Origin of the sequence: Pseudomonas sp. ESBL9, from assembly GCF_036668715.1 — a bacterium.
Classification (GTDB): domain Bacteria; phylum Pseudomonadota; class Gammaproteobacteria; order Pseudomonadales; family Pseudomonadaceae; genus Aquipseudomonas; species Aquipseudomonas lundensis.
In genome coordinates this window covers 410,370-425,137 of sequence record NZ_JAZEVV010000002.1, presented here as the reverse complement: position 1 = coordinate 425,137, position 14,768 = coordinate 410,370, and the positions used below count along the sequence as shown (strand labels likewise).

19 protein-coding genes are annotated in these 14,768 nt (G+C 59.6%); 11 read left to right on the top strand and 8 right to left on the bottom strand.

Annotated features, from left to right (window positions below):
* Positions 1-15 precede the first annotated feature (15 nt).
* From proC to V6F78_RS08420, 10 genes are all read left to right on the top strand, one after another.
* Positions 16-834 (top strand): pyrroline-5-carboxylate reductase, encoded by an 819-nt coding sequence (gene proC / locus V6F78_RS08465; protein ID WP_047296101.1) that lies wholly within the window; start codon positions 16-18, stop codon positions 832-834.
* Between the two features lie 11 nt (positions 835-845).
* Positions 846-1,433 carry a YggT family protein gene (locus V6F78_RS08460; protein WP_094990195.1) on the top strand — a complete coding sequence of 196 codons (588 nt, stop codon included), beginning with the start codon at positions 846-848 and terminating at the stop codon, positions 1,431-1,433.
* Positions 1,433-1,729, top strand: a complete 297-nt coding sequence (locus V6F78_RS08455) for a DUF167 domain-containing protein (RefSeq protein WP_047278368.1) — start codon at positions 1,433-1,435, stop codon at positions 1,727-1,729. The genes V6F78_RS08460 and V6F78_RS08455 overlap by 1 nt, the downstream gene beginning before the upstream one ends.
* A gap of 148 nt (positions 1,730-1,877) precedes the next feature.
* Positions 1,878-3,017 carry a homoserine O-succinyltransferase MetX gene (metX, locus tag V6F78_RS08450; RefSeq protein ID WP_047278370.1) on the top strand — a complete coding sequence of 380 codons (1,140 nt, stop codon included), beginning with the start codon at positions 1,878-1,880 and terminating at the stop codon, positions 3,015-3,017.
* Positions 3,018-3,024: 7 nt separating this feature from the next.
* The gene (gene metW, locus V6F78_RS08445; protein ID WP_047279459.1) at positions 3,025-3,645 is read left to right on the top strand and encodes a methionine biosynthesis protein MetW; all 621 of its coding nucleotides are present in this window, start codon (positions 3,025-3,027) and stop codon (positions 3,643-3,645) included.
* Positions 3,646-3,670: 25 nt separating this feature from the next.
* Complete coding sequence (locus V6F78_RS08440) at positions 3,671-4,108, top strand: DUF4426 domain-containing protein (RefSeq protein WP_332726955.1); 438 nt, start codon at positions 3,671-3,673, stop codon at positions 4,106-4,108.
* On the top strand, positions 4,105-4,701 hold the full coding sequence (gene rdgB, locus V6F78_RS08435) for an RdgB/HAM1 family non-canonical purine NTP pyrophosphatase (RefSeq protein ID WP_047296109.1): 597 nt from the start codon (positions 4,105-4,107) through the stop codon (positions 4,699-4,701). Before V6F78_RS08440 ends, rdgB begins: the two co-directional genes overlap by 4 nt.
* Entirely contained in the window at positions 4,698-5,912 is a 1,215-nt protein-coding gene (hemW, locus tag V6F78_RS08430) for a radical SAM family heme chaperone HemW (protein ID WP_047296111.1), read from the top strand. The genes rdgB and hemW overlap by 4 nt, the downstream gene beginning before the upstream one ends.
* Before the next feature lie 9 nt (positions 5,913-5,921).
* Positions 5,922-6,245, top strand: coding sequence for a DUF3392 domain-containing protein (locus V6F78_RS08425; protein ID WP_047278383.1), 324 nt, complete (start codon positions 5,922-5,924; stop codon positions 6,243-6,245).
* Positions 6,246-6,343: 98 nt separating this feature from the next.
* The gene (locus V6F78_RS08420) at positions 6,344-7,315 is read left to right on the top strand and encodes an acyltransferase family protein (protein WP_047296113.1); all 972 of its coding nucleotides are present in this window, start codon (positions 6,344-6,346) and stop codon (positions 7,313-7,315) included.
* 66 nt (positions 7,316-7,381) lie between these two features.
* On the opposite strand, the gene trmB is transcribed toward V6F78_RS08420, so the two are convergent.
* From trmB to V6F78_RS08400, 4 genes are all read right to left on the bottom strand, one after another.
* Positions 7,382-8,104, bottom strand: coding sequence for a tRNA (guanosine(46)-N7)-methyltransferase TrmB (gene trmB, locus V6F78_RS08415; RefSeq protein ID WP_047279463.1), 723 nt, complete (start codon positions 8,102-8,104; stop codon positions 7,382-7,384).
* Between the two features lie 9 nt (positions 8,105-8,113).
* Positions 8,114-8,908, bottom strand: a complete 795-nt coding sequence (locus V6F78_RS08410) for a thiazole synthase (RefSeq protein WP_047296120.1) — start codon at positions 8,906-8,908, stop codon at positions 8,114-8,116.
* Positions 8,909-8,970: 62 nt separating this feature from the next.
* Positions 8,971-9,171, bottom strand: coding sequence for a sulfur carrier protein ThiS (gene thiS / locus V6F78_RS08405; RefSeq protein ID WP_047296121.1), 201 nt, complete (start codon positions 9,169-9,171; stop codon positions 8,971-8,973).
* A gap of 81 nt (positions 9,172-9,252) precedes the next feature.
* Entirely contained in the window at positions 9,253-9,624 is a 372-nt protein-coding gene (locus V6F78_RS08400; protein ID WP_047296123.1) for a DUF423 domain-containing protein, read from the bottom strand.
* Between the two features lie 44 nt (positions 9,625-9,668).
* Here V6F78_RS08400 and mtgA point away from each other — a divergent pair, with 44 nt between their 5' ends.
* Entirely contained in the window at positions 9,669-10,424 is a 756-nt protein-coding gene (gene mtgA, locus V6F78_RS08395) for a monofunctional biosynthetic peptidoglycan transglycosylase (protein WP_047278397.1), read from the top strand.
* 78 nt (positions 10,425-10,502) lie between these two features.
* Here the strand turns inward: mtgA and rpoH are convergent, their stop codons facing one another.
* The 4 genes from rpoH to ftsY all read right to left on the bottom strand — a co-directional run bounded on the left by rpoH (position 10,503) and on the right by ftsY (position 14,626).
* Positions 10,503-11,357 carry an RNA polymerase sigma factor RpoH gene (rpoH, locus tag V6F78_RS08390; protein WP_047279197.1) on the bottom strand — a complete coding sequence of 285 codons (855 nt, stop codon included), beginning with the start codon at positions 11,355-11,357 and terminating at the stop codon, positions 10,503-10,505.
* Between the two features lie 112 nt (positions 11,358-11,469).
* Complete coding sequence (gene ftsX / locus V6F78_RS08385) at positions 11,470-12,492, bottom strand: permease-like cell division protein FtsX (protein WP_047278399.1); 1,023 nt, start codon at positions 12,490-12,492, stop codon at positions 11,470-11,472.
* Entirely contained in the window at positions 12,489-13,160 is a 672-nt protein-coding gene (gene ftsE / locus V6F78_RS08380; RefSeq protein WP_047278401.1) for a cell division ATP-binding protein FtsE, read from the bottom strand. The genes ftsX and ftsE overlap by 4 nt, the downstream gene beginning before the upstream one ends.
* Positions 13,157-14,626, bottom strand: coding sequence for a signal recognition particle-docking protein FtsY (gene ftsY, locus V6F78_RS08375; protein ID WP_047296125.1), 1,470 nt, complete (start codon positions 14,624-14,626; stop codon positions 13,157-13,159). Before ftsY ends, ftsE begins: the two co-directional genes overlap by 4 nt.
* Positions 14,627-14,768 lie beyond the last annotated feature (142 nt).

Below are 14,768 nucleotides of genomic sequence, written 5' to 3'. Positions count from 1 at the left end.
TTATAAGGATCGGTCATGAGCAAGACGCGTATTGCCTTTATCGGAGCCGGCAACATGGCTTCCAGCTTGATCGGCGGCCTGCTGGCCAAAGGGTTCAACGCTGCACAGATCCGCGCCAGCGATCCTGGCGCCGACACCCGCGCCAAGGTAGCGGCCGAACACGGTATCGACGTGTTCGCTGAAAACGAAAAAGCGGTGCAGGACGCTGACGTCATTGTCATTGCAGTCAAGCCACAGGCGATGAAGGCTGTGTGCCAGGACCTGCGTCCGCACCTTCAACCCAAACAACTGGTGGTGTCGATTGCTGCCGGTATCAACGCCTCCAGTTTGCTGGAATGGTTGGGCACTCAGCCGCTGGTGCGCTGCATGCCCAACACGCCGGCCCTGCTGGGCAAAGGGGTCAGCGGTCTGTTCGCCACTCAGCAAGTCACCCAAGCACAACGCGCGCTGGCCGATGAGCTGCTGAGCGCTGTGGGCGTTGTGGTCTGGGTCGAGCAAGAAGCTCAGATTGATGCCGTGACGGCGGTATCGGGCAGTGGCCCGGCGTATTTCTTCCTGCTGATCGAAGCCATGACCAACGCGGGCGTGAAGTTGGGCCTGAGCCATGACGTCGCGGAAAAACTGGCCGAGCACACAGCACTGGGCGCCGCCTGCATGGCCGTGGACAGCGATGCCGACGCGGCCGAATTGCGTCGTCGCGTGACCTCGCCCGCCGGCACCACCGAAGCTGCAATCAAGTCATTCCAGGCCAGTGGTTTTGAAGCCACGGTCGAAAAAGCATTGAGTGCCGCCGCGCACCGCTCGGCCGAATTGGCCGAACAACTGGGTCAATAAAGGAGCAAATGATGTCAGGACTTAATGGCGCTGCCATTTTTGTGGTTCAAACCCTGGGCAGCCTGTATTTGCTGGTCGTGCTGTTGCGTTTCATCCTGCAACTGGTACGCGCCAACTTCTACAACCCGATCTGCCAGTTCATCGTCAAGGCCACGCAAACCCTGCTCAAGCCCATGCGCCGCGTGATTCCCAGCATTTTCGGCCTGGACATGTCGTCGCTGGTACTGGCGATTCTGGTGCAAATGGTGGTGTTCGCCATCGTGCTGACCTTGAGCTATATCCCGTTCAACATCCTCGGGCTGCTGCTGTGGTCGATCATCGGCGTGACGGCACTGTTCCTGAAAGTGTTCTTCTTCGCCATGATCATCAGCGTGATTCTGTCGTGGGTGGCACCGGGCAGCACCAGCCCTGGCGCTGAGCTGGTCAACCAGATCACCGAGCCGGCACTGGCTCCGTTCCGTCGCTTTCTGCCGAACCTGGGCGGCCTGGACATCTCGCCGATCCTCGCGTTCATGATCATCCAACTGATCCAGAGCTACGTGATTCCGCCACTGGCCATTTATGTCCGTATGCCACCTGAGCTGTTCGGCCTGATCTGATGAGTTATTTCCGCTGGGACGGTGACGACCTGATTCTCGACTGTCATTTGCAACCCAAGGCCAGCAGCGATGAGTTCGCTGGCCTGCACGGTGACCGCCTGAAAATCCGGCTCACCGCCCCACCGGTCGAAGGCAAGGCCAACGCCCATTTGATGGCTTTTCTGGCCAAGGCGTTTGGCATCGCCAAAAGTCAGGTCAGCCTGATCAGTGGCGAACTCAACCGGCAAAAACGGGTACGCCTGCACAGCCCAAAAAAACTGCCGGTGCTGCCCGGGTTGACCCGTCCCGACCTCTAGGGTCTGTTCCCGTTTGCGCGGGCTGCGACAGGCTGTACGACGGCCTTCAAGGCAGCCTTCAAACGCGACCAAAGGGTTTTGCACCATTGCTTGCCGCTCGCTGCCCCGCTCATTAGACTTACGCCTCATTTAAATGAGAGCAGGGTCGATGCCAGCTGCCTTTCCCCCCGATTCCGTTGGTCTGGTTGTGCCTCACGTTGCACATTTCAGCGAACCGCTGGCACTTGCGTGCGGCCGCTCACTGCCAGCCTATGACCTGATTTACGAAACCTACGGCCAGCTCAATGCGTCGGCCAGTAATGCCGTGCTGATTTGCCACGCGCTGTCAGGTCATCATCACGCCGCCGGGTATCACAGCGTCGACGACCGCAAGCCCGGCTGGTGGGACAGCTGTATCGGCCCCGGCAAGCCCATCGACACCCGCAAATTCTTCGTAGTCAGCCTCAACAACCTCGGCGGTTGCAACGGTTCGACCGGCCCGAGCAGCATCGACCCCGACACCGGCCGCCCGTTTGGCGCGTCGTTCCCGGTGCTGACCGTTGAAGACTGGGTGCACAGCCAGGCGCGTTTGTCTGACCGCCTGGGCATCTCACAGTGGGCCGCCGTGATCGGTGGCAGCCTTGGCGGGATGCAGGCGCTGCAATGGAGCATCAGCTACCCCGACCGTCTGCGCCATTGTCTTGCCATCGCCTCGGCGCCGAAGCTCTCGGCGCAAAACATCGCGTTCAACGAAGTCGCGCGCCAGGCCATCCTCACCGACCCCGAGTTCCATGGCGGGTCGTTTCAGGAAAAGGGCGTCATCCCCAAACGCGGTCTGATGCTGGCACGAATGGTCGGCCACATCACGTACCTGTCGGATGACTCGATGGGCGAAAAATTCGGCCGCGGGCTGAAGAACGAAAACCTTAACTACGACTTCCACAGCGTCGAGTTTCAGGTTGAGAGCTATTTGCGCTATCAGGGCGAAGAGTTCTCCGGGCGTTTCGATGCCAACACCTATTTGCTGATGACCAAGGCGCTGGACTACTTCGACCCGGCGGCGAACTTCGATGACGACCTGGCCAAGACTTTTGCCGGCGCCAAGGCACGCTTTTGCGTGATGTCGTTCACCACCGACTGGCGCTTCTCGCCCGCCCGCTCGCGGGAGCTGGTGGACGCGTTGATGGCCGCCAAAAAAGACGTGTGCTACCTGGAGATCGACGCGCCGCAGGGCCATGACGCCTTCCTGATTCCGATCCCGCGCTACCTGCAAGCCTTCAGCAACTACATGAACCGAATTGAACTGTGAGAACGCCATGAGAGCCGACCTGGAAATCATCCAAGACTGGATCCCCGCTGGCAGCCGCGTGCTCGACCTCGGTTGCGGTAATGGCGAACTGCTGAGCTGGCTGCGCGACAACAAGCAAGTCACCGGCTACGGGCTGGAAAACGACCCGGACAACATTGCCGAATGTGTTGCCAAAGGCATTAACGTCATTGAGCAGGATCTCGACAAAGGGCTGGGCAACTTTGCCAGCAACAGCTTCGACATCGTGGTCATGACCCAGGCATTGCAAGCCGTGCACTACCCCGACCGAATCCTCGACGAAATGCTGCGGGTCGGCCGTCAATGCATCATCACCTTCCCCAACTTCGGCCACTGGCGCTGCCGCTGGTACCTGGCCAGCAAAGGCCGCATGCCGGTGTCCGAGTTTTTGCCGTACACCTGGTACAACACGCCGAACATTCACTTCTGCACCTTTGAAGACTTCGAAGCGCTGTGCCGTGAGCGTGAAGCGCGTGTCATCAACCGCCTTGCCGTGGATCAACAACATCGACACGGGTGGGCCAGCAAGATATGGCCTAACCTGTTGGGCGAGATTGGCATTTACCGTGTCAGCAGTCCTGGCCTTCAGGACCATAACGTCGCGGTTTAACAGGTTCGCTCAAAGGAGAAAGACCATGGGTCGTATTGGGTTACTACTGCTTTCAATGTGTTTGGGCGCGCAAGCCATGGCGGCCGACGTGAATTCTGCCCAACGGCAGCAGACGTTTGGCGACATGACGGTGTATTACAACGCGTTCCCGTCTACTTTTCTGACGCCTAAGATTGCCAAACAGGTTGAGGTCTCGCGCAGCAAGAACAACGCCGTGCTGAACATCACCGTCAACAAGGCGGGCAAAAATATACCGGCCAATGTGCAGGGCACGGTTAAAACCGGGGATGAAAAGCCAAAGCGCCTGAGCTTCCGGCAAACCGGCAAAGGTGGCGAGATCAATTATCTGGCCCAGTTCCCGGTCAAAGGCCCGCAAACTTTCACCTTCAAGGTGGATGTAAAAGCGGGCGGCGCTGGCGCTGAAACAATCGAATTTACTCAAATGGTCGCTCCAATCGAATGATGAACTTCACGCAACTGGTACTCGCCAGCCACAACGCGGGCAAACTCAAAGAACTTCAGGCCATGCTCGGCGAGTCGGTGCAGTTGCGCTCGATTGGAGAGTTCAGCAGCGTCGAGCCGGAAGAAAACGGCTTGTCGTTTGTCGAGAACGCCATTCTTAAGGCCCGCAATGCATCGCGCATTTGCGGGCTGCCCGCATTGGCGGACGACTCGGGGCTGGCGGTGGATGCCCTGGGCGGCGCGCCAGGCATTTACTCTGCCCGCTATGCCGATGGCCAAGGCGATGCGGCGAACAACGCCAAATTACTCGATGCCCTCAAAGACGTGCCGCAAGCCGAACGCGGCGCGCAGTTTGTCTGCGTCCTGGCCTTGGTCCGCCACGCTGACGACCCGCTGCCGATTATCTGCGAAGGCTTGTGGCACGGGCGCATTCTGCCTGCCGCCAGCGGTGAGCACGGTTTTGGCTACGACCCGCTGTTTTGGGTGCCTGAACGCAATTGCTCCAGCGCCGAGCTCAGCCCGGCGGAAAAAAACCAGCTCAGCCACCGCGCTCGCGCCATGGCTTTGCTGCGTCAGCGTCTGGGCCTGAAATGACCCACGACACACCTCCCCAGCCGCTCTATCTCGGTGCGGCTGGCTTTTCTCAGCAGGCGCCCCGCGCCCCCCTGACACAACTGCCACCGCTGTCGCTGTACATCCACATTCCGTGGTGCGTGCGCAAATGCCCGTATTGCGATTTCAATTCCCATACCGCCAGCCCGGAACTGCCCGAAGAAGCCTACGTGGACGCGCTGCTGGCCGATCTCGATCAGGACCTGCACGCGGCATATGGGCGCGAGCTGAGTTCTATTTTCTTTGGCGGCGGTACGCCGAGTCTGTTCAGCGCCGCGGCGCTGGGCCGTTTGCTCAAAGGCGTTGAAGCACGCATTGCGTTTGCCGCCGATATCGAAATCACGCTGGAAGCCAACCCCGGTACGTTCGAGCAGGAAAAGTTCGTCGCGTACCGTGCGCTGGGGATCAATCGGCTGTCCATTGGTATCCAGAGTTTTCAGCCAGAAAAGCTCAAGGCACTGGGACGTATCCACAACGGCGACGAAGCCGTGCGTGCCGCTGGCATGGCGCGTCAGGCGGGGTTTGACAACTTCAACCTGGACTTGATGCACGGTTTGCCCGATCAGTCGCTGGAGGACGCCCTGAGCGACCTGCGCCAGGCCATCGCCCTCAAGCCGACGCATCTGTCGTGGTATCAACTGACGCTGGAACCCAACACGGTGTTCTGGAACCAGCCTCCGACGCTGCCGGAAGACGACACCCTGTGGGACATTCAGGAAGCGGGGCAAGCCCTGCTCGCCGAACATGGCTACGCACAGTACGAAGTGTCGGCTTACGCCCTGCCCGGCCGACCGGCGCGGCATAACCTCAACTACTGGAGCTTTGGCGACTTCATCGGCATTGGCGCCGGTGCCCATGGCAAGTTGAGCCATCCCGATGGCCGCATCGTGCGCACCTGGAAAACCCGCCTACCGAAGGATTACCTAAATCCGGCGAAGAGCTTTCAGGCTGGCGAGAAAGTTCTGACTGCCGAAGAACTGCCGTTTGAGTTTCTAATGAACGCCTTGCGCCTGACTGACGGCGTGGATTCAGCCCTTTATCCACTGCGCACCGGCTTACCCCTCGACAGTTTGAACGCCGGGCGTGAAGCCGCCGAACAAAGTGGCTTATTGCAGGTCGAACCGACACGCCTGGCGGCGACTGCCCGAGGCCAGCTGTTTCTCAATGACCTGTTGCAGCACTTTTTGACGTAAGGAAATCGAATGGACTTGGTACTCGACCTGCTTGCCACGGTATCGCGCTGGAGCCGCAGCCACCTCTCGGAGATCTCCCTGGCATTGATTGGCTGTTTGCTGGTGCTGTTTGGCGCTGACTTCAAGGGCTGGGTCGAACAACGTCTGGGCAGTATCGCCGGCGCCTTGCGCGTCCCGCTGATGGCGCTGTTGTGCCTGATCGGCAGCGGCGCAGCGCTGATCTACGCCACGCCGTGGGTCGAGCGCGGGCTGAGCCAGTTCAACAACTACAGCCTGGCGCCGGTGTTGCTGGTGGTGTTGGTGCTGATCGGCGTGGTGGCTGATCGCCGCTAACCCGTAGCTGCAAGTGCTGGCTGGGGGGATAAAGGCCACGCAGAAAGCAGCCGATTGTGGGCTACGCTTGGGTATCGCCTGATACGTGAGCACTGCCCATGCCGAAGCTTTTAAATGGCAATCTCGATGCACTGAAAGTGGCGCTGGCGATAGCCGTCGTCGCGCTGCACTGCAAGATTCTGGGCGGTAATGACACGGCCATCGGTTACATGCTGGGCAACGGGCTGTTTCGGGTCGCGGTCCCTGTCTTCTTTATCATCAACGGGTATTACCTGTTCCACACCCTCAGCGAAGGCCACTCGTTCGGCACGTGGTTCAAACGCGGTTTGTGGATGTACCTCTTCTGGATGCTGGTCTACAGCCCGTTTTACGTCGACCCTGCGACGCTGGGCTCTCTAAAAGGCGTGCTCGGGATCATCAAGTCTTTGTTGATCGGCTATTTCCACCTCTGGTATCTGGTGGGCATGCTCGGCGGTGGACTGATCCTGTATGCGCTGCGCAATTCGGCCACTCCAACGCTGATGACGCTGGCCCTGATCGCCTATGCGATCGGGCTGACATTGCAATATGCGCGTGTTTATTACGTTCTGCCCGACCCCTTGCTGCAGCACTTCAATCAAAACGACTACGCCGCCCGTAACTTCCTGTTCATGGGTTTCCCGTTCATGTGCATGGGGTTTGTGTTGGCCAGGCATCAGGTCCCGCACAAGGTAACGCGCCCATGGGTGTGGGGCTGGCTGGTGGCGGGCACAGCCCTGATGCTGACCGAGTCGTACATCAATTACTCGCTGCGGGCCAAGCCGCAGGTGTATTTCGACTTTATGTTTTCGTTGCCCATTCTCACGCCCGCGTTGTTTCTGCTGGCGTGCGTGTATGTTCGGGCGTCCACCCGCAACACGGCGGCCAAGGTGTCTTCGGCGGTGTATTACATCCATCCGATGTTTATTTTGGGGGCACTGGCGGCGGGGATGGCGTACGGCAACCTGCTGGCGCTGGTGGTCATCGCCCTGGCGCTGGCGGCCGCGCCGGTGCTGATCCTGCTGAGCAAACGCGTCAGGTTCGTGCTGTGATGCACCGCGACGGACGTCGCCTAAAGAAACCGGCCCCCGAGCGGAGGCCAGTCATTGAAAAACGGCTCAGGCCAGTTTTTCGAACTTCAAGTCCCACACGCCATGCCCAAGACGTTCGCCGCGGCGTTCGAACTTGGTGACCGGGCGCTCAGCAGGGCGCGGCACGCAACGGCCGTCTTCGGCCAGGTTGCGGTAACCCGGTGCCACGTTCATGACTTCAAGCATGTACTCGGCATAGGGTTCCCAGTCGGTGGCCATGTGCAAGACACCGCCGACCTTGAGCTTGGAGCGCACCAGTTCCGCGAAAGACGCCTGCACGATGCGGCGCTTGTGGTGGCGGCTCTTGTGCCACGGGTCCGGGAAGAACAGCAGCAGACGGTCCAGGCTGTTGTCCGCGACGCAGCGGGTCAGGACTTCGATGGCGTCGCAATCGTAGACACGCAGATTGGTCAGGCCCTGGGTCAGCACGCCATTGAGCAATGCGCCCACGCCCGGACGGTGAACTTCGACCCCGATGAAATCCTGCTCCGGCGACGCTGCTGCCATCTCCAGCAGGGAATGCCCCATGCCAAAGCCGATTTCCAGCGTGCGCGGTGCAGAGCGGCCAAAGACCTGATCGAAATCGACCGGCGCATCGGCCAGCGGCAAAACGTACAGCGGCGCACCTTGATCGAGGCCGCGTTGCTGGCCTTCGGTCATACGCCCGGCGCGCATGACAAAGCTCTTGATGCGACGGTGCTGGCGATCTTCGCCTTCTTCCGGGGTTGGGGTATCGAGTGGTTCAGTCATCAGGGGCTCTTACTTGATCAGACCATCCAGCGGCGAGGAGGCGCTGGCATAGAGTTTTTTCGGCATACGCCCGGCCAGATAGGCCAGACGACCTGCCTCAATGGCGTATTTCATGGCTTGGGCCATGAGGATCGGGTGCTGGGCATTGGCGATGGCCGAGTTCATCAGCACCGCTTCGCAGCCCATTTCCATGGCGATTGTCGCGTCGGAGGCCGTGCCCACGCCCGCGTCCACCAGCACCGGAATGTTGGCTTCTTCAAGGATGACCCGCAGGTTGTAGGGGTTGCAGATGCCCAGACCGCTGCCGATCAGGCCGGCCAACGGCATCACGGCCACGCAGCCCATGGCTTCGAGCTCACGGGCGATGATCGGGTCATCACTGGTGTAAACCATCACGTCGAAACCTTCCTTGACCAGCACTTCAGCGGCCTTGAGGGTTTCGATCACGTTGGGGAACAGGGTTTTCTGGTCGGCCAGCACTTCAAGCTTGACCAGGTTATGGCCATCGAGCAGCTCACGGGCCAGACGGCAAGTGCGCACCGCTTCAATGGCGTCAAAGCAACCGGCCGTGTTCGGCAGGATGGTGTAACGGTCTGGCGGCAATACATCGAGCAGGTTCGGCTCGCCGGGGTTCTGACCGATGTTGGTGCGACGCACGGCGACTGTGACGATTTCAGCACCCGAGGCCTCAATGGCCAGACGGGTTTCTTCAAGGTCGCGGTATTTGCCCGTGCCCACCAGCAAACGGGATTGGTAGGTACGGCCGGCCAGGGTAAACGGCTTGTCGCTGCGAACATTGCTCATCGGTAAACCTCTTGAATATGAATTCTCAGTGGCGCTGCGGGGGTAAACGTTCGGTCCGAAACCTAGCCGCCACCGATGGCGTGAACCACTTCGACCTGATCGCCCTCTTTGAGCACCGTGTCTGCGTGTTGGCTGCGCGGGACGATGTCCAGATTCAGCTCAACCGCCACCCGACGGCCCGCCAATTTCCGAAACGCCAAAAGGCCTGCGACGGTCTCGCCGTCCGGCAGTTCACAAGGTTCACCGTTCAACTGAATGCGCATGCTCGACGCTGCCTTCATTTTTAGGGGGCCAGCATTCTAGCCCGATCCGTCAGGTCGACCCAAGCCATTCATCTTGCGCCCTCAGCTCAGGCGCCAGGCGGCCAATCCCAGGCACAACCAGCCCGCCAAAAAAGCCACGCCGCCAATCGGGGTGATCATCCCCAGCTTGGCGATACCGCTCATCGTCAGCAGGTACAAGCTGCCGGAGAACAGCACGATCCCCACGGCGAAACACAAGCCTGCCCACGTCACCAGGCGGCTTTGCAGCTGGGTGGCAAGCAACGCCACGCCCAGCAGAGCCAGGGTGTGAACCAGTTGATAGGTGACGCCTGTATGAAAAACAGCCAGATACTGTTCGCTCAAACGGCTTTTCAAGCCGTGGGCTGCAAAGGCGCCAAGCGCCACACCGGTAAAGCCAAAAAACGCAGCCAGCATCAGAAAAACGCGCAGCATGGGGGCACTCCCGTAAGGTCATCGAATGGCGCAGGGTCTGTATAATGGCCCGCTCAACGGGTTCGGCCAAGCCATCTATGCTGCGTTTACTGGTTCATCGATTGTTCAAAGCCCTGCTGTGGTTCGCTGCCGGCAGTGCAGTGCTGGTGCTGATTTTCCGCTGGGTGCCACCGCCAGGCACCGCGCTGATGGTGGAGCGCAAGGTTGAATCGTGGTTCGACGGCCAGCCCATCGACCTGCAACGCAGCTGGCGGCCATGGGACGAGATCTCCAATGATTTGAAAGTCGCCGTCATTGCCGGCGAGGATCAGAAATTTGCCGAGCATTGGGGCTTTGACCTGAGTGCCATTCGCGCCGCGTTCGTGCACAACGAGCGGGGCGGCACATTGCGCGGGGCCAGCACCCTCAGTCAGCAAGTCGCTAAAAACCTGTTTTTGTGGTCGGGCCGCAGCTGGCTGCGCAAAGGGCTGGAAGCCTGGTTCACGGGGCTGATTGAAGTGTTGTGGCCCAAGCAACGCATTCTGGAGGTCTACCTCAACAGCGCCGAGTGGGATGACGGCGTGTTTGGCGCCGAAGCGGCCGCGCAACATCATTTTGGCGTGAGTGCTGCCCGGTTGAGCCGTCAGCAGGCCAGCCAATTGGCCGCGGTATTGCCGAACCCGCGCAACTGGAGCGCCGGTCGCCCGTCTGCGTATGTGAGCACGCGTGCGGCCTGGATACGCCAGCAAATGCGTCAATTGGGCGGGGACAGTTATCTGGACACCCTGAACAACTCACGCCAGGCGCCGTGGGCCTTGTAGCCCCTGACTCTCGGCACTTCAGCGTGATGCACATACAAAAACGCCCCGACTCAGCGGGGCGTTTTTTTGTCGGCCGATTTAGGCGGCAATCGACAGTTTGAGCTTGTTCATCGCGCTTTTTTCCAGCTGACGAATACGCTCGGCAGACACGTTGTACTTCTGTGCCAGGTCATGCAGCGTGGCTTTCTCTTCAGCCAACCAGCGCTGATAGAGAATGTCGCGGCTGCGTTCATCCAGCACTTCCAGCGCTTCGTGCAGGTTGCTGGTGGAGTTATCGGTCCAGTCAGCATCTTCCAGTTGACGCGCAGGGTCGTAGCGGTGGTCTTCCAGATAGTTGGCTGGCGACTGGAAGGCACTGTCATCGTCCGCTTCAGCAGCCGGGTCGAACGCCATGTCATGGCCGGTCAACCGGCTTTCCATCTCACGTACTTCGCGCGGTTCAACGCCAAGGCTCTCAGCCACGCGATGTACTTCGTCGTTGTTCAGCCAGGCCAGCCGTTTTTTCTGGCTGCGCAGGTTGAAGAACAGTTTGCGCTGCGCCTTGGTGGTCGCCACTTTCACGATCCGCCAGTTGCGCAGGATGAACTCGTGAATTTCAGCCTTGATCCAGTGCACAGCGAACGACACCAGACGCACACCCATTTCAGGGTTGAAGCGTTTGACCGCTTTCATCAGGCCAACATTGCCTTCCTGGATCAGGTCGGCCTGTGCCAGGCCATAGCCCGAATAACTACGAGCGATGTGTACGACAAAACGCAGGTGGGCGAGCACCATCTGCCGAGCCGCCTCAAGATCCTGCTCATAATAGAGACTCTCGGCCAGTTCACGCTCCTGCTCCGGCGTCAGCAGTGGAATGCTGTTCACGGTGTTTACGTAGGCCTCAAGGTTCGCACCAGGGACCAACGCATACGCAGGTTGCAAAGAAGTGGTCATACGAAAAACCTCCGACTCACATAACTCGTGCAGTTCAGCACTGCGAAAATTGACCGGGAACCACAAAAAAAGTTCCCACATAAGCTGAAAAGGTCAACAGGTAAAAATGAAACTACTTGGGTGAAAGCTCACGTAAATGCCGTGCTACCGCAATCCATGCACCGATATACCCTAACAGTACCGCGCCAAGCAAGAGCGACAGACCGTCGGCAACAGGCACGCCCGCGAGGGCAAAATCGCTGCCATAAAGACCGGCCAGCCCGACAACCGCGTCATTGAGCCAGTTCAGACCGAACGCCAGAACGCCCCACGAAAGTACACCGGCACCAAAGCCATAAAGCGCGCCCATGTATAGAAACGGCCTACGCACATAGCTGTCAGTACCGCCGACCAGCTTGGTGACCTCAATCTCGACTCTGCGGTTCTCGATATGCAGCCGAATCGTATTACCGATCACCAGCAACAGGGCCGAGACCAGCAGCACCGTCAAACCGAACACAAAACGATCACCCAATTTGAGGATGGCCGCCAGACGCTCAACCCAGACTAGATCAAGTTGCGCCTGTTGCACTTTCGGCAACTCGGAAAGTCGCTCGCGAAGGGCCTCAAGGGTGGCTTTATCTACCTCATTCGGCGTCACCAGGACCACGCCCGGCAACGGGTTATCCGGCAGCTCCTTGAGCGCTTCGCCCAGCCCTGACTGCTGTTGGAACTCTTCAAGGGCTTGTTCGCGGCTGATGAACTCAGCCTGCGCGACACCGGCCATACCTTTTATCTGATTGCTCAGTTGCTCGCCCTGATCGCCCGTGGCGTCCATCTGCAAGTACACCGAAATCTGTGCTGCGCGCTGCCACGAGCCTCCCAGGCGTTCCACGTTGTTAAGCAACAACGACAGGCCCATGGGCAAGCTCAGCGCCACGGCCATCACCAGGCAGGTAAAAAAGCTGCCAATCGGCTGCTTGCCCAAACGCCGCAGGCTGTCGAGCAAACTGGCACGGTGCGCGTCGATCCAGGCGTGAAACAACATGCCAAACGTCGGGCCGTCGTCTTCATCGTGCTTTTTCTTCGGTGGCTGCGGTTCAGCGGCCTTGGGCGCTACGCGCTCCGATACCTTGGGGCTGCGTGTTGCACTCATTGCCCGGCCTCCCCGTCGCCGATCAATCGCCCACGCTGCAAGGTCAACATGCGATGACGCATGCGGGCGATCAGTGCCAGGTCGTGGCTGGCAATCAGTACGCTGGTGCCCAACCGGTTGATGTCTTCAAATACGCCCATGATTTCCGCCGCCAGACGCGGGTCGAGGTTGCCGGTGGGTTCATCGGCCAGAAGCAATGCTGGGCGATGCACGATGGCGCGGGCAATACCCACGCGTTGTTGCTGGCCCGTGGACAAGTCGCCGGGGTACAGGTCGGTTTTATCCGAGAGCGATACCCGCTCCAGCGCCGAATCAACGCGCTTGACGATTTCGGCCTTGGACAGCCCTTGAATCTGCAACGGCAAGGCGACGTTATTGAACACGGTGCGATCAAACAGCAACTGGTGGTTCTGGAACACCACGCCGATCTGACGCCGCAAAAACGGGATTTGCGCGTTGCTGATCTGGCTCAGGTCTTGCCCGGCCAGCAGCAACTTGCCGCTGGTGGGGCGTTCCATGGCCAACAACAGGCGCAACAACGTACTTTTGCCCGCGCCAGAATGGCCCGTGACAAAAAGGAATTCGCCACGGCGGACCCGAAAGCTCAGCTCGTGCAGGCCCACATGTCCATTTGGATAGCGTTTACCGACCTGCTCGAAACGAATCATGGACGCTCCCGCTCCGCAAACAGAGCCTGAACAAAGGGTTCGGATTCAAACGTGCGCAAATCATCGATGCCTTCACCGACACCAATAAAGCGGATCGGGATGCCGAATTGCTTGGCCAGGGCGAAGATCACGCCACCTTTGGCCGTACCGTCCAGCTTAGTCAGCGCCAAGCCGGTCAGCGCGACCGTCTGATTGAATTGTTTGGCCTGACTGATGGCGTTTTGGCCAGTACCGGCGTCGAGCACCAGCAGCACTTCGTGCGGCGCGTCTTCGTCGAGCTTGCCGATCACGCGGCGAACCTTTTTCAGTTCTTCCATCAAGTTGTCTTTGGTGTGCAGGCGCCCGGCCGTGTCCGCGATCAGCACGTCAATCCCGCGGGCCTTGGCCGCTTGTACGGCGTCGAAGATCACCGAGGCGGAGTCGGCACCAGTGTGCTGTGCAATCACGGGGATGTGGTTGCGCTCGCCCCACACTTGCAATTGCTCCACCGCCGCAGCGCGGAAAGTATCGCCCGCAGCGAGCATGACTTTCTTGCCTTCGAGTTGCAGTTTTTTCGCCAGTTTGCCGATGGTGGTGGTTTTGCCCGCCCCATTCACGCCGACCACCAGAATCACGAACGGCTTGTTTTGCGATTCGATTTTCAGCGGCTGTTCAACCGGCTTGAGCATCGCTGCCAGCTCGTCCTGCAAGGATTTGTACAACGCGTCGGCATCCGTCAATTGCTTGCGCGCCACTTTTTGCGTCAGGTTCTTGATGATCACCGACGTGGCTTCGACACCCACATCTGCCGTCAGCAAGCGGGTTTCGATTTCTTCGAGCAGGTCGTCATCGATGGCCTTTTTGCCCAGGAACAGACTGGCCATGCCCTCGCCAATGCTGGCGCTGGTTTTCGACAGACCTTGCTTGAGACGGGCAAAGAAACCGGTTTTGGCTTCGGGAGCAGGTTCGGCTTTGGGAGCCGGAGCCTCAATCACCGCAGGCGGCGTTTCAACGACCGGGGCAGGCACCGGTTGAGGCGCAACCACCACGGGCTCGGCCACCGGTTCAATGACCGGGGCAGGGGCTGGTTCAATCACGGGCTCGATGCGCTCAAGCACTTCGACCGCAGGTGGCGTGGCGATCACAGGTTCTGCGACCACCTCGATTTCCGGCGCCGGAATCGGCGGCACGATATGCGGCGCTTGCACGTCCTCGACCAACGCCACCGGCTCTTCCGGGACGGGCAAAGGCGGCCATGGCTCAGCGGCGGTGTGCGGCTCGACAGCAGGCTCGATCACCACCACTTCTTCAGGGGTGGGCGCCACGATCACGGGCGCGGCGTCGATCAAGGTCTCGGGCGCTGTCTCGGGGGCCGCAGCCGGCTGTTCAACGACGGCTTCCTGCGGCTTTCTGCGCAGCCATCCGAACAGGCCTTTTTTCTCGCCAGCCTTGGCTGGGTTCTTCTTGTCGTCGTTGGAACCAAACATGGAGGACGGCTATCTCATCGTAGCGAAGCGCCACTGTGGCGCCCCGGCAAATAATATTCGGTGTGAAAAAGACTGTATTTTTGTCAGCTCGTTCGCACACAACTTAGTCGCAGGGTAAAAAACACCTGCGAAACTTCGTCTT

Coding starts and splice junctions, on each gene's coding strand:
- V6F78_RS08425 (WP_047278383.1), top strand. CDS start 5,922: ATGGACTTGGTACTCGACCTGCTTGCCACGGTATCGCGCTGGAGCCGC.
- hemW (WP_047296111.1), top strand. CDS start 4,698: ATGACCCACGACACACCTCCCCAGCCGCTCTATCTCGGTGCGGCTGGC.
- V6F78_RS08440 (WP_332726955.1), top strand. CDS start 3,671: ATGGGTCGTATTGGGTTACTACTGCTTTCAATGTGTTTGGGCGCGCAA.
- thiS (WP_047296121.1), bottom strand. CDS start 9,171: ATGCGCATTCAGTTGAACGGTGAACCTTGTGAACTGCCGGACGGCGAG.
- V6F78_RS08455 (WP_047278368.1), top strand. CDS start 1,433: ATGAGTTATTTCCGCTGGGACGGTGACGACCTGATTCTCGACTGTCAT.
- V6F78_RS08460 (WP_094990195.1), top strand. CDS start 846: ATGTCAGGACTTAATGGCGCTGCCATTTTTGTGGTTCAAACCCTGGGC.
- ftsX (WP_047278399.1), bottom strand. CDS start 12,492: ATGAGTGCAACACGCAGCCCCAAGGTATCGGAGCGCGTAGCGCCCAAG.
- metW (WP_047279459.1), top strand. CDS start 3,025: ATGAGAGCCGACCTGGAAATCATCCAAGACTGGATCCCCGCTGGCAGC.
- V6F78_RS08400 (WP_047296123.1), bottom strand. CDS start 9,624: ATGCTGCGCGTTTTTCTGATGCTGGCTGCGTTTTTTGGCTTTACCGGT.
- V6F78_RS08420 (WP_047296113.1), top strand. CDS start 6,344: ATGCCGAAGCTTTTAAATGGCAATCTCGATGCACTGAAAGTGGCGCTG.
- proC (WP_047296101.1), top strand. CDS start 16: ATGAGCAAGACGCGTATTGCCTTTATCGGAGCCGGCAACATGGCTTCC.
- ftsE (WP_047278401.1), bottom strand. CDS start 13,160: ATGATTCGTTTCGAGCAGGTCGGTAAACGCTATCCAAATGGACATGTG.
- metX (WP_047278370.1), top strand. CDS start 1,878: ATGCCAGCTGCCTTTCCCCCCGATTCCGTTGGTCTGGTTGTGCCTCAC.
- ftsY (WP_047296125.1), bottom strand. CDS start 14,626: ATGTTTGGTTCCAACGACGACAAGAAGAACCCAGCCAAGGCTGGCGAG.
- mtgA (WP_047278397.1), top strand. CDS start 9,669: ATGGCCCGCTCAACGGGTTCGGCCAAGCCATCTATGCTGCGTTTACTG.
- V6F78_RS08410 (WP_047296120.1), bottom strand. CDS start 8,908: ATGAGCAATGTTCGCAGCGACAAGCCGTTTACCCTGGCCGGCCGTACC.
- rpoH (WP_047279197.1), bottom strand. CDS start 11,357: ATGACCACTTCTTTGCAACCTGCGTATGCGTTGGTCCCTGGTGCGAAC.
- rdgB (WP_047296109.1), top strand. CDS start 4,105: ATGATGAACTTCACGCAACTGGTACTCGCCAGCCACAACGCGGGCAAA.
- trmB (WP_047279463.1), bottom strand. CDS start 8,104: ATGACTGAACCACTCGATACCCCAACCCCGGAAGAAGGCGAAGATCGC.